This window comes from Amycolatopsis sp. NPDC051373, assembly GCF_040689465.1.
In the GTDB taxonomy this organism is placed as follows: Bacteria; Actinomycetota; Actinomycetes; order Mycobacteriales; family Pseudonocardiaceae; genus Amycolatopsis.
Genome location: NZ_JBFBAE010000007.1, coordinates 166,742 through 179,469, shown reverse-complemented (window position 1 = coordinate 179,469; position 12,728 = coordinate 166,742). Strand labels below are relative to the sequence as shown.

Here is a 12,728-nt window from a genome sequence, read left to right as displayed (position 1 = left end):
CTCCTCGGCCCGGGCGGCACCCAGCACCACGACACTCGTCGACGAGTGCGGGCGGGGGACGGGCGCCGCGGGTTGATGGGATTTATTTAACTTTAGTACCTGACTTGACAGCCATAAATGATGCGGGAGACGATAGGTCGCGCCCGGTGCTGTGTCAACGCCGGACCGCGAGGGCGGTCAGGATGATGTGGACTCGGACCGGGCCGGAGACCCTTGCTGGCAAGGAGAATCGTGATCGTGCCGTGTCCGGGCCCGTGCGGTTTCGTGGTGCGGCACGCGTTTGTTAACGGCCTCTGTAACAAGGAGTCCGTGAGTTCTTCCCGTCGACGAAAGAGGAACCGACAGCCGTGAACGACTACCCCTACGGTGACCTCCGGGAGTACCTGGCCGAGCTGGACCGCCGCGGGCTGCTGGTGCGCGTGAGCCGGCCCGTCGACAAGGACACCGAGCTGGTTCCGTTGGTGCGCCTGCAGTTCCGCGGACTGCCGGAGGCCGAGCGCAAGGCGTTCCTCTTCGAGAACGTGACCGACGGGTCCGGGCGGCGTTACGACGGCACCGTGGTGATGGGGGCGTTCGCGTCCTCGCGCGCGGTGTACACCACGGCGCTGGCTGCGAAGCCCGACGAGGTGGCCGGGCGCTGGGCCGCGGCGCTCGCGAACCCCGTCGAGCCGGTGGTGGTCGAGACCGGACCGTGCAAGGAGAACGTCCTCACGGGACAGTCCCTCCTGGACGCCGGCGGCGTCGACGGGTTCCCGCACCCGATCTCGACGCCCGGCTTCGACCCGGCGCCGTTCCTCACCGCGCCGTACTGGATCACGAAGGACCCGGAGGACGGCACGTACAACGTCGGCATCTACCGCGGCATGGTGAAGGGCCCGGACCGCATCGGGCTGCAGATGGACACGCCCACGCAGCACATCGCGATCCACCTCGCCAAGGCGCGGCGCCTCGGCAAGAAGCTCGAGGCCGCGATCGTGCTCGGGGCGGTGCCCGCGGTCGGGTTCGCCGGCGCGCAGAAGATCCCGTTCGGCGTCAGCGAGTACGCCGTGGCCGGCGGCCTGATGGGCCGCCCGCTCGAGGTGGTGCGCTGCGAGACCGTGGACCTCGAGGTGCCCGCGCACGCGGAGATCGTGCTGGAGGGCGAGATCGACCCGGAGCACCTGGAGCCGGAGGGTCCCTTCGGCGAGGCGAGCGGCTACATGGGCCCGCAGACGACGTCGCCGGTGTTCCGCGTCCGCTGCATCACCCACCGCACGGCGCCGGTGGTGCAGGCGTTCATCAGCGAGTTCCCGCCCAGCGAGTCGACGTTGATGCGCAAGATCGCGTTCGAGAACGTGTACCTGCGGTTCCTCAAGCAGGCGTGCAACATCAACGCGGTGCAGCGCTTCGTCACGCACGAGAGCGGCACGTGCAACATGTTCTTCGTGATCCAGCTGAAGAACCCGACGCCCGGCCAGGCGCGCCAAGCGCTGTACGCCGCGTCCGGGTACGAGGCGTCGATGGGCAAGACGATCATCGCCGTGGACGACGACGTCGACCCCGAGGATCTCAGCGCCGTGGTTTGGGCGATGAGCTTCCGCATGCAGCCCGCGCGCGACGTCACGATCCTGCCGGGCAAGCTGCCGCGCCTCGACCCGTCGGCCGCCGAGGACGGCAGCCTGTCCTCGGCGCTGCTCATCGACGCCACGCGCAAGCGCCCGTACCCGCCGACCTCGTTGCCGGCCAAGGAGTTCATGGACCGAGCGCAGGACCTGTGGCAGGAGCTCGGCCTGCCGGAGCTGTCACTGGCCGAACCGTGGCACGGTTACGAGCTCGGCGAATGGTCCGACGCCGACCGGCACCGGGCGGCAGAAGCGGTGCAGGGTCGCTACGCCTCGACCGAGGAGTGAAGCTGTGTCCACAGTGGGCCTTAGTGGTCCACTGTGGACTTACTCGGCGACGTCGAAGAGCTCCACGGCCCGGTCGTCCAGCAGCGGCACGATGCCGCCGAGGACGAGCCGCTTGAAGTGCTCCGTCTCGCGGTGCTCGGCGAACGCCTCCCGCGAGACGTAGCGCTCCAGCAGGACCACCGATCGCGGGTCGTCGAACGAGCGGTAGACGTCGAACGCCAGGTTGCCCGGCTCGGTCCGCGCCGCCTTCGCCAGCTGCGGCACCAGCGCGGCGACCTCGTCCTCCTTGCCGGCGGACACGATGTAGCGGGCGATCACCTGGAGCTGGGGCATGCTCGGTCTCCTCGCGGTCTGGTGTAGTGATGGCTTCAGTTCCGGGGCGGACTGTAGTCGAGGTGCGGGCCGGGCGACCCGGTTCTGTGGCCTGCCTCGCGTCCTCGATTATGAGCGCAAGAAGCAGCAGACCGCGCGGCTGGTCTCCGACGTCGCGATCGGGCTGTTCGTCGAGCGCGGCTTCGGCGAGGTGACGATCGCCGAGGTGGCCGAGGCGGCGGACGTCTCGGAAGGCACCGTCTACAACTACTTCCGCACCAAGGAAGACCTGGTGCTGCCGCCCGGCGACGCGTCGCCGAAGCGGCTGGCCGGCATCGTCGCCGAGCGCGCCGTCGGCCGGTCCGCCGCCCGCGCAGTGCTCGCGCGCCTGCGGGAAGTGATCCGCGGCCGGGAGCGGACCGTCGGGCTCACGCCCGGGTTCGGGCGCGTACTGGCGCTGATGCCGGCGACGCCGTCGCGAGCGGGTGCGGCTCACGCGCTGCATCTCGCCGTTTCGCGAGTTCCGGCCACCGCCGTCGACCTCGGCTCGCAGCGCCTGCGCGCACACGACCCCACTGCCGACGCGGACACCGTGCGCGCCCTACTCACCGCCATCGCGGCCGGCTGCGCCGACGCCCCCGACGAGGGACGCCACTTCCGCTGGCTCACTGCGCCCCGCAGCACGGTCGTCAGCGCGGGCTTCGCTCACCGGGCAGCAGCGCGCGGTCCTCTTGGAAGCCTCGAACCGCCGACTGGCACGCGAGGCGCTTCGCTCCCACGACGCGGCTTCGAGCACGGTCAGGAAATCCGGCACCACGAACCTGGCACCGGACCCGGGGTACTGGTCCCGCCGCAGCGTCGAGGTATGGTGCTAATCGAACACCTGTTCCCATCCTGGGTTCGGGTCCGGACACGCTGTCTCCCCGCGGCGGTTTCACGCGAGCGAGGGCAGTGCGGTGGACCAGCAGGATCAGCAACACCGGCGAGGCGGCTTCAACAACCCCCTCATGCGGTGGTCGGAGCTGGAGCGGATCGCGGCGGGGCGGGCGCCCGTGCGGGGCGACGGCGGGGACTCGCCGGCGTGGTCGCGCAAGCGGGAGGGGTACCGGGCGCCTGAGCGGTTGCGGCCGTGGGCGGACGTGGAAGCCGACGGGCGGCGGGTGCCGTACGCGGAGCTGCACCTGCATTCGTACTTCTCGTTCCTCGACGGCGTCGCCTCACCGGAGGCGCTCGTCGAGGAAGCCGTGCGGCTGGGGCTCGACGCGCTGGTGCTCACCGACCGCGACGGGATGTACGGCGCCGTCCGGTTCGCCGAGGCCGCGCGCGAGATCGGGGTGCGCACGGGCTACGGCGCGGAGCTGTCGCTCGGGCTGCCGGCGCCGCAGGGTGGCGTGGCCGACCCCGTCGGGACGCACCTGCAGGTGATCGCACGCGACATCAAGGGGTACGGGCACCTGTGCTCGGTCATCTCGCGTGGGCAGCTGGCGGGGGAGAAGGGCCGCCCGGTGCTCGCGCTCGATGACGTGGCCGACGAGCTGCGCGGCCACGTCCTCGTGCTCAGCGGTTGCCGCAAGGGCGCGGTCCGCAGCGCGCTCGCGCGGGGCGACGACGCCGGGGCGGCCGCGGCGCTGCGGACGCTGGCCGAGCGGTTCGGCCGGGAGAACGTGGCCGTCGAGCTGCTGGAGGAAGGCTTGCCGCTCGATGCCGTGCACAACGATCGCCTCGCCGAGCTGGCGCGGGAGCTGCGGCTGCCGACGGTGGCGTCGAACAACGTCCACTACGCGCGGCCTGAGCAAGCCCGCCACGCCGCGGCCGTCGCGGCGATCCGGGCGCGGCGGTCCGTCGACGAGCTGGAGGGCTGGCTACCCCCCGACGGCACGGCGTTCCTTCGCAGCGGCGCGGAACAAGCCGGCCGCTTCGCGCGGTACCCGGGCGCGGTGCAGCGGGCCGCGCTGCTGGGGGTGGAGTGCGCGTTCGACCTCGCTTTGGTGGCTCCGAAACTGCCGCCGTTCGCCGTGCCCAAGGGGTTCGCCGACGAGGACGACTACCTGCGCCACCTGACGTTCGAGGGCGCCGCCGCGCGCTACGGCGGCCGCGCGGACAACCCCAAGGCCTACGCCCAGCTCGACCACGAGCTCGCGGTGATCCGGCAGCTCGGGTTCCCCGGCTACTTCCTCGTGGTGTGGGACATTGTCAGGTTCTGTCGGGAAACGAACATCCTCGCGCAGGGCCGGGGTTCGGCCGCGAACTCCGCGGTGTGCTTCGCGTTGCGAATCAGCCACGCCGACCCCGTGAAGTGGGGGTTGTTGTTCGAACGTTTTCTCGCCCCCGAACGCGACGGCCCGCCGGACATCGACGTCGACATCGAGTCCGACCGGCGCGAGGAGGTGATCCAGTATGTCTACGCCAAACATGGTCGTTTTCACGCGGCGCAGGTTGCGAATGTCATCACTTATCGTTCGCGTTCCGCCATCCGCGACGCCGCCAAGGCGCTCGGGTACTCCACTGGCCAGCAGGACGCGTTCGGCAAGCGGGTGGACCGTTGGTCGTCCGTGGCCAGCGGCTCGACGCCGGGGGAGCAGGGCCACGAGATCCCCGACGACGTGCTGGAGTGCGCCGCCTGGCTGGAGGACACGCCACGGCACCTGGGCGTGCATTCGGGTGGCATGGTGATCGCGAAGACACCGGTGTCGGAGATCGTGCCGGTGGAGTGGGCGACGGCGGCCGACCGCAGCGTGCTGCAGTGGGACAAGGACGACTGCGCCGCGATCGGGCTCACGAAGTTCGACCTGCTGGGCCTGGGCATGCTGTCTGCGCTGCACTACATGATCGACCTCGTCGCCGAGCACCACGACGTCCACATCGGACTGCACGACCTCGACCTCGCCGACCCGGCCGTGTACGACATGCTGTGCGAGGCCGACGCGGTCGGGGTGTTCCAGGTGGAGTCCCGCGCGCAGCTCGGCACCCTACCTCGCCTGCGGCCGCGCAGGTTCTACGACCTCGTGGTGGAGGTCGCGCTCATCCGGCCGGGGCCCATCCAGGGCGGTTCGGTGCACCCCTACATCCGGCGCCGGCGGGGCGAGGAGGAGTGGTCGCACGCGCATCCGCTGCTGGCGCCGGCTTTGGAGCGGACCCTGGGCGTGCCCCTGTTCCAGGAACAGGTGATGCAGATGGCGCGCGACGTCGCGTCGTTCACCGCGGCCGAGGCCGACCAGCTGCGCCGGGCCATGGGCGCCAAGCGCTCCAGCGAGAAGATGCGGCGGCTGGCGGGTCGCTTTTTCGAGGGCACCGCGGCCAACGGCCTGCCGGTCGACCTCGCCGCCCGGATCTTCGAGCAGATCCACGCCTTTTCCGGCTACGGTTTCCCCGAGGCGCACTCGATGTCGTTCGCGCTGCTCGTGTACGCGTCGGCGTGGTTCAAGCGCTACTACCCGGCCGCCTTCTGCGCCGGTCTGCTGCGCGCGCAGCCCATGGGTTTCTACAGTCCGCAGTCGCTCGTCGCCGACGCGCGCCACCACGGCGTCGTCACGCACTCGCCGGACCTCAATCTCTCCCAGCCGCACGCGACGCTGGAGTCCTGTTCGGACAGTACCGGCGGCGTCGCGATCCGCCTGGGGCTCGCCGGCATCCGCTCGGTGGGCCAGGACGTCGCCGACCGCATCGTCGCCGAGCGCGACGCCGGCGGCCCGTTCACTTCGATCGGCGACCTCGCCGAACGCGTCCAGCTCGCCCGCCCGGTCGTCGAATCCCTCGCCACGGCAGGCGTTTTCGGCGACCGCCGCTCGGCGCTGTGGGCCGCCGGCCCCGCCTCCGCCACACGGCCCGACCACCTGCCCGGCCTCTCACTCGGCCACCACGCGCCCCCGCTGCCCGGCATGACGACGTTCGAACTGGCCACCGCCGACCTGTGGGCCACGGGCATCACGCCGGACCGCCACCCCGTCTCGTTCCTGCGCACCCACCTCGACACCCTGGGCGCCCTTCCGGCCGCCTCACTCCTGTCGGTCCCCGACGGCACCCGCATCCGCGTCGGCGGCGCCGTCACCCACAAACAACGCCCCGCCACCGCCGGGGGCATCACGTTCCTCAACCTGGAGGACGAAACGGGCATGATCAACGTCATCGTGTCCGTCGGCGTATGGCGCCGCAACCGCCGCCTGCTGCAGAACCACTCGGTGATCCTGGTGCGCGGCATCGCCCAGGTGGGCCAGGGCACGGTCTCGGTGGTGGCGGACCACCTGGCGGCCCTGGACTTGACGGGCCTGGCCTTGAAGTCCAGGGACTTCAGGTGAGGCTCTTCGCCTCGGCGATATGGCCGACGACCTGGGGGATCTCGAACAGGTTGCCGGTGTCGCCGGTGTGCAGGAAGGCCACGTTGCTGCCGGCGGGGATCCGGCCGGTGCGGGCGTGATCGAGCAGCCCCGCCAGGCCTTTGCCGGTGTAGACAGGGCCGACGAAGATGCCTTCGGCCCGTGCCAGTTCGCGGATGGCGGCCGTGCTTTCCGGGGAGGGGACGGCGTAGTCCTCGCCGATGAACCGCTGGTCGACGTCGATCTCGGCGCGGATGGTCGCGTCGTCGGGCACCGGCGCACCCAGCGTGGCCAGGACCGCTTTGGTCCGCTCGACGATGACGCCGGGGTTCATCCGGTCGCCGTCGTCGTACGGCAGGATCGAGATCGAGCGGAACCTCACCGGATGCCGCATGGCCAGCTTGGCCGCGAGCAGTCCCGGTAGTGCGGTTCCGGTGCCGATCGTGTGGTAGACGAAGTCGAGTTGGACGCCCGCGGCGTCGGACTGTTCGAGCAGCTCCCGGAACGTCACGGCGTGCGCGACGAACGCGTCGGGGTGGGTACCGCCGGGACCGACGATAAAGACCTTGTGGCCCTGGGCCTCGAGTTCGGTCTTGCGGCCCTCGATCGCGTCGGCGACGCGCGCGGCCGGTTCGGGGTCGTTCCAGACGTCGCCGGTGAGGTTGATGACGTGCGTCTCGACGCCCATCGTCTGGTTGAGCAGGTAGTTGCCGCGAGACTCGGCCAGCTGCCCGTGCCGGGGAACATTGCGGGTCAGGAACAGGATCGGCGTGATCCGTGCGTTCAGGCACGCCGCCGCGAACTGCAGACCCGAGTTGGTCAGGTATGCGCCCTGGGTGATCAGATGCGTCACCCCGGCATCGACGGCCCGGCCCAGGACGAACTCGGCCAGCCGCATCTTGCTCCCGCTGATCGCACTGGGGCCCGCCAGATCCTCGCGCTTCATGAACAGGTTGACCCCGTACGCCGCCGACAGGTTCGGCAGGGCGTGGAACGGCGTCGGATAGAACCCGATCCGACGCCGGGGCAGCTTGCTGATGGCAGAGTCGAGGTACGTGAAGTCCATGCAGTCCAGCGTCGGGCACCTGCAACATAAGAGCAAACGATCGTTTCTGCTCGATCCATTAGCTGCACTGAAGTCCATGGGCTGGACCTTCGACCCGCGTCATCTGCGGACCCTCGAGGCCGTCGTACGGCTCGGCTCCTTCACTGCCGCGGCCGACCATCTCGGCGCACTCAACCTCGTCGCGTCCGGTCTGGGCGTCGCGCTCTTGCCCCGGCTGCTCCTCCTGGACGCGCCTGCCGGTGCCGTGGTCCGCCCCATGAGACAGCACAAACTCCTCCGCCGCCTCTACACGTGCCGCCTCGACACCAGCGGCGTGACTCGGCGCGAACCTACCGGAGGAGTGACGCGTCCGTGGTCGCGAAGTGGGCGACCGTCCCGGCAAGGGCGGCGAGGTAGTGGCTCAGGACCACGCGGTTGACGTTGTCGAGACGGTCGCAGGCCTGGTGGTAGCAGGGGTCGTACCGTTCGTCGGCCGCCCCGCCCCAGGACTGGGCCTGTGCCTCGGATTTTTCCTTGTGGTCGCCGTTTTCCGCGCCGCCGGAAGGAATGCCGGCCTCGATGAACGGCGATTCGTCGTCGCCGACGAACTCGATGATCTCCGGCCGCACCCCCGTCTTCGCCAGTTGGCCGGCGAGGGCGGCGGCGACGGTGGCCGAGCCGGGCGGGCCGGTGGCGGACTCGTCGTCGCCCACCCCGCCCTGGGCGAAGTAGCCTCCGTTGGGCGAGGCCACCATGTCCACGTTCAGGTACAGCACGATCTTGTCGCGATCGTCGGCGGAAAGGCCTCGAACGTAGGCTTTCGAACCTTGGGAACCACTCTCTTCAGAGCCGAAGAACGCGAACCGGACCGCGTTGCGCAGCGGCGCCGAGGGCCCCAGGCGGCTCGCGATCTCCAGCAGCGTCGCGACGCCGGAGCCGTTGTCGACGATGCCCGGGCCGTCCTCCACCGAATCCAGGTGCGCCCCGATCACCACCACGTGGCCCGGGTCGCCGGTGCGGGTCTGCGTGACGACGTTCCGCACCGTGGTCCCCTCGCGACCGCGCCGCCCGGACGCCTCGTAGGTCGGCGTGCTGACGTCGTAACCGGAGGCGCGGAGGGTGCCGGCGACGTAGTCGACGCTCGCGTCGTAACCGGGCCCCGGCGAAGCCCGGTTGCCCCCGTTCTCATCGGCGATCTTTTGCAACGCCGCGAGATGGACGACGGCTCCGGCATCGGTGACCGAGCTCTTCAGCTGCTGAGCCACCGGGCCGTCCACTGCCGAGACGTCCGGTTCCGGCGGCGCCTGGGCGGGGGAGGAACAGCCGGCGGCCACGACACCCGCGATCAGTGCGAGGGTAAGTCTTCTACGGTGCCGGGCTCGTTTCAGTGACCGCATCACCGTCGCTCCTCGTCCGGCTCGCACCCCGAGCCTGTCTTCAGGACGTGCCTCTTCCGAGCTCCATCGTCGCGAACCCGCGCGGCCGGGGCACCGCACGGCGAAGGTGAGATTGTCGCGGCGCGTCAGCCTTCGACGAACGTCACCGTCTCCTCGAGCGGCGCCCGCCCCGTGCGGCCGAGGTCAAGCGACGTGTCTTCGTGGCCTATGGACATCCCGCAGAACAGGATGAGGTCCTCCGGCGGCGACACGATCTCGGCCACGGTCTTGGGGAACTTCGCCCACGCCATCTGCGGGCAGCTGTGCAAGCCTTCGGCGCGCAGCAGCAGCATGACGGTCTGCAGATACATCCCGGCATCGGACCACTGGGGCCGCCCCATGGTGGGGTCGAGGTAACAGAACAGGGCGGCCGGGGCGCCGAAGCAGTCCCAGTTCGCCGCGGCGGCGCGCTGGCTCGCCTCGACGTCCTCGCGGGAGATGCCGAGCGCGCCGTAGCGCTGCTTGCCGAACGCGGCGCGACGGTCGGCATACGGCGACTTCAGCGTGGCCGGGTACTGCTCGTACTGGGCCTCGTCCCACGCGTCCCCGCCCGCGATCCGCTCGCCGGCGCGCTTCTTCAGCTCCGCCAGCGGCGCCCCCGTCACCACGTACACGTGCCACGGCTGCAGGTTCGACCCGGACGGCGCAGCCGCGGCCGCCGCCAGCACCCGCCGAAGCACCTCCGGCGCGACCGGCTCGTCGGTGAACCCGCGCACGGCCCGCCGGCTCGTGACTGCCTCGTAGACGTCCATGGGCCTCCCTCCCGGTCCCCGATTGGTGTCTAGTGAGATAGTATCATTCAACACTATATCGGAGGCAGTCTCTGACCGTGTGCGGACGCTTACACGATTACGCGGCGCGGACGAGCGCCTTCACTGCGACGTCGACGTCACTCGGTCCAGTGAGGCGGCCCAGGGAAAGCCGGATCGCCGAGAGCGCGCGCTCCGGCGCGACGCCCATCGCGGTGAGTACGGGCGAAGGGGAGTGGACCCCGCTGTGGCAGGCCGACCCGGTTGACGCGGCGAGCTCCGGGCAGGCGGCCAGCAGCTCGTGCCCCCGGACGCCGTCGATGCTCACGTTGAGCGTGTTCGGAAGCCGCCGCGCGGGACCGTTCACGTGCACGCGACCGGGCAACGCGGCGGCCAGTCGGTCGTGGAGCGAATCCCGCAGGCCGGCCAGACGGGCGCCTTCCGCCGTGACGTCGGCCGCCAGCTGCGCGGCGGTGCCGAGCGCCACTGCGAGGGCGACGTTCTCGGTGCCGGCTCGCAGACCACGCTCCTGACCCCCGCCGTAGACGACGGGTTCCAGCTCGACGCCGCGGCGCACGTACAGTGCCGCTGCCCCGCGCGGCGCATACATCTTGTGCCCGACGATCGTGAGCAGGTCGACCCCCAGTCGCGACACGTCGACCGGGATCTTCGCGCACGCCTGCGCCGCGTCGCAGTGCACGAGGGCGCCGTGCTCGTGCGCGATCGCCGCGAGCTCGGGGATCGGTTGCAGGGCACCGGTCTCGTTATTGGCCGCCATGATCGACACCACGATCTTGGCCGAGGGAATGCGCACAGCGGCTTCGAGGGAGACCAGTTCGACGAGTCCTTTGTGGTCGACCGGCAACACGGTGACACGCGTGCCGTGCAGCCGCGCCATCGCGCGCGCCGTCTCCAGTACGGACGGGTGTTCGGTCGCCTGGACGACCAGGTGCGCGTCCGAGCCGGCCACCGCGCCTCGCAACGCCAGCAGGTTCGCCTCGGACCCCGACGCGGTGAACACCACCTCGTCCGCCTGCGCCCCGGCGAACTCCGCCACCTGCTCGCGCGCCTCCTCCAGCGCCCGCCGCGGCACGGTGGCGTAGGCGTGGTCGCTGGAGGGATTGCCGAACCACTCGGCCCAGAACGGCAGCGCTGCCTCCACGACCCGCGGGTCGACGGGCGTGGTCGCGTTGTAGTCCAGGTACACCGGCGCGGGCTGATTCACCGAGTCCTCCACGGATCAAAGGAGGAGCCTAGCCCCGGTAGTCCCGGTAGGTTGGGCCGCGGCGAAGGGGGATTCCGATGGCGACGTACTCGATTTCGGTCCGGTTGCAGCGCACGACGGTCGAGGAGGCCTACGTGTCGGTGCCGGTCAGTGAGGCGGTCCTGCGGGACGGGCCGGAAGCCGACGGCTCCATGCGCCTCGACCCGGAGAAGGTGATGGCCGCGGCCGTCGAGCTGGGCCGCGCGGCGGAGTGGTCGGCGGAAGACCTGCGGGTCACGCCGCACCCGATCCAGAAGCCACGGCCCGGCGCCGGGCAAAGCTGACCGCTCTCACTCCGCCCGCGAGCAAGCCTCCCCGAACTCCAGTGCCGGGGTCGTGTCGTCGGCGCCCAGTGTCAAAACGGCGGAGCGAACCCGCGCGGCAGTGGCGTCGTCGGTGACCAGGGCCATGTTCGCCGCGTACTTGGCCGAGATGTCCTCGACGGACAGTGGCCGCTCGGCATGACCGCGGTTCACCTGCTCGCGCCGGAACAACCGGCGGCCGTCCCGCAGTGTTACCTCCACCGCGGCCGAATAGGCCTCCGGAAACCGCGATTCCGGGTCATCCGCGAAGTCCACCCGGTCGGCGACCGCGTGGATGGCGGGGTCGGCGAGCGAGTCCTCCGTGAACTCCGCCAAGGTGAGACGGCCGCGGGTCAGGCAGGCGCCCGCGATGTACGGCACGCTGAACTTCGCGTCGTACAGGTCGCGTGGGCGGCGTTTGCGTTCCGCGGGCTCGAAGACGGCCGCCGCGGCGGTGGGGTGGATGAGGCAGCGGATGTGTTCGACGTCGTCGGCCGTGAAACCCTCGTCCGCGCGCAGGGTCAGCAATGCGTCGGCGAAGCCGTGGCTGAAGTGGCAGCTCGGGTACGGCTTCACACCCGTCGTGAGCAGTTCCCAGCGGGAGCCGAGGTCGGCGGTCAGCGCGTCGGGGTCCCAGGAGCGACCACCCAGGTGGGTGGCATAGAGCCCGTACCGGCCCTCGTAGACCCGGCCCGGCCCCGGCCAGCCCGCTCGGGCGAACGCCGCCGCCGTCAGGCCCGAAGCGGCGGCCCAGCCCGGGTGGAGGCGTTTCGTCCACGCGCCGTCCTCCAGGAACTCCAGGATCCCCGACGCCATCGAGCCCACGATCTCCTGCGCGCCCGCGATCCCGGCGGCGTCGAGGCCGCCGAGTTTCGCCGCGGCCACCGCGGAGCCGAACGCGCCGGCGACGCCGGTCGGGTGGAAGCCTGCGTCGTGGAAGCCGCCGTGCGCCGCCAGCCCGACGCGGGCGCTCACCTCGATCGCCAGCACGTAGGCCACCAGCAGTTCCCGCGTCGTCCGCCCGGCCGCGATCGCGGCGGCCAGCGAAGCGGGCAACGCCGACGCGGACACGTGCACGATCGAGCCGATGTGCGTGTCGTCGAAGTCGTGGCCGTGCACGAGGATCCCGCCCAGCATCGCGGCGTCGCGCGCCGGCAGGCGGTCGCCGACGGCGAGTACGGGCTGGTCACCGGAGCCGAGCAGGGCGAAGGCCTCGCGGGCGCGACGCGCGAACGGCTCGTCCGCCGCGCAGAACGCGAGCCCCACCGCGTCGAGCGCGAGGTGGCGCGCCTGCTCGACGACGGCAGTGGGCAGGTCTTCGAACCGGACGCCGGCGGCGAACTCCCCGAGCCGGCCGGCGAGCGTGGTGGTCGGGTGCATGCCCAGCAGTGTGCAGGGCTCGATCAAAAGCCGCAAGG

Annotated in this window: 10 protein-coding genes; 4 read left to right on the top strand and 6 right to left on the bottom strand. The window is 70.8% G+C overall.

The genetic code is table 11. From position 1 onward, the window contains the following. Positions 1–347: 347 nt before the first annotated feature. Positions 348–1,889: a UbiD family decarboxylase gene (locus tag AB0383_RS15290; protein WP_364175273.1), complete on the top strand. Its 1,542-nt coding sequence runs from the start codon at positions 348–350 to the stop codon at positions 1,887–1,889. Positions 1,890–1,928: 39 nt separating this feature from the next. Here the strand turns inward: AB0383_RS15290 and AB0383_RS15285 are convergent, their stop codons facing one another. Continuing rightward, positions 1,929–2,222 carry a putative quinol monooxygenase gene (locus tag AB0383_RS15285; RefSeq protein ID WP_364175276.1) on the bottom strand — a complete coding sequence of 98 codons (294 nt, stop codon included), beginning with the start codon at positions 2,220–2,222 and terminating at the stop codon, positions 1,929–1,931. On the opposite strand from AB0383_RS15285, the gene AB0383_RS15280 reads away from it, so the two are divergent. Further along, complete coding sequence (locus tag AB0383_RS15280) at positions 2,221–3,318, top strand: DUF3037 domain-containing protein (RefSeq protein ID WP_366187571.1); 1,098 nt, start codon at positions 2,221–2,223, stop codon at positions 3,316–3,318. The two genes, AB0383_RS15285 and AB0383_RS15280, sit on opposite strands and share 2 nt — an antisense overlap. After that, positions 3,209–6,496, top strand: a complete 3,288-nt coding sequence (locus AB0383_RS15275; protein ID WP_366187570.1) for an error-prone DNA polymerase — start codon at positions 3,209–3,211, stop codon at positions 6,494–6,496. The genes AB0383_RS15280 and AB0383_RS15275 overlap by 110 nt, the downstream gene beginning before the upstream one ends. Here AB0383_RS15275 and AB0383_RS15270 read toward each other — a convergent pair. The 4 genes from AB0383_RS15270 to AB0383_RS15255 all read right to left on the bottom strand — a co-directional run bounded on the left by AB0383_RS15270 (position 6,489) and on the right by AB0383_RS15255 (position 10,969). Continuing rightward, a complete protein-coding gene (locus AB0383_RS15270; RefSeq protein ID WP_366187569.1) occupies positions 6,489–7,658 on the bottom strand; it encodes a pyridoxal-phosphate dependent enzyme in 1,170 nt (389 codons plus the stop codon). The genes AB0383_RS15275 and AB0383_RS15270 overlap by 8 nt on opposite strands. A gap of 251 nt (positions 7,659–7,909) precedes the next feature. After that, the gene (locus AB0383_RS15265) at positions 7,910–8,956 is read right to left on the bottom strand and encodes a M20/M25/M40 family metallo-hydrolase (RefSeq protein ID WP_364175287.1); all 1,047 of its coding nucleotides are present in this window, start codon (positions 8,954–8,956) and stop codon (positions 7,910–7,912) included. Positions 8,957–9,081: 125 nt separating this feature from the next. Continuing rightward, positions 9,082–9,747 (bottom strand): nitroreductase, encoded by a 666-nt coding sequence (locus AB0383_RS15260; RefSeq protein WP_366187568.1) that lies wholly within the window; start codon positions 9,745–9,747, stop codon positions 9,082–9,084. A 97-nt stretch (positions 9,748–9,844) separates the two neighbouring features. Then, a complete protein-coding gene (locus tag AB0383_RS15255; protein ID WP_366187567.1) occupies positions 9,845–10,969 on the bottom strand; it encodes a cysteine desulfurase family protein in 1,125 nt (374 codons plus the stop codon). A 77-nt stretch (positions 10,970–11,046) separates the two neighbouring features. Between AB0383_RS15255 and AB0383_RS15250 the strand changes: the two genes are divergently transcribed. Then, positions 11,047–11,292, top strand: coding sequence for a hypothetical protein (locus tag AB0383_RS15250; RefSeq protein WP_364175296.1), 246 nt, complete (start codon positions 11,047–11,049; stop codon positions 11,290–11,292). Between the two features lie 6 nt (positions 11,293–11,298). Here the strand turns inward: AB0383_RS15250 and AB0383_RS15245 are convergent, their stop codons facing one another. Then, positions 11,299–12,690, bottom strand: coding sequence for an MmgE/PrpD family protein (locus AB0383_RS15245; protein ID WP_366187566.1), 1,392 nt, complete (start codon positions 12,688–12,690; stop codon positions 11,299–11,301). Between the last annotated feature and the right edge of the window lie 38 nt (positions 12,691–12,728).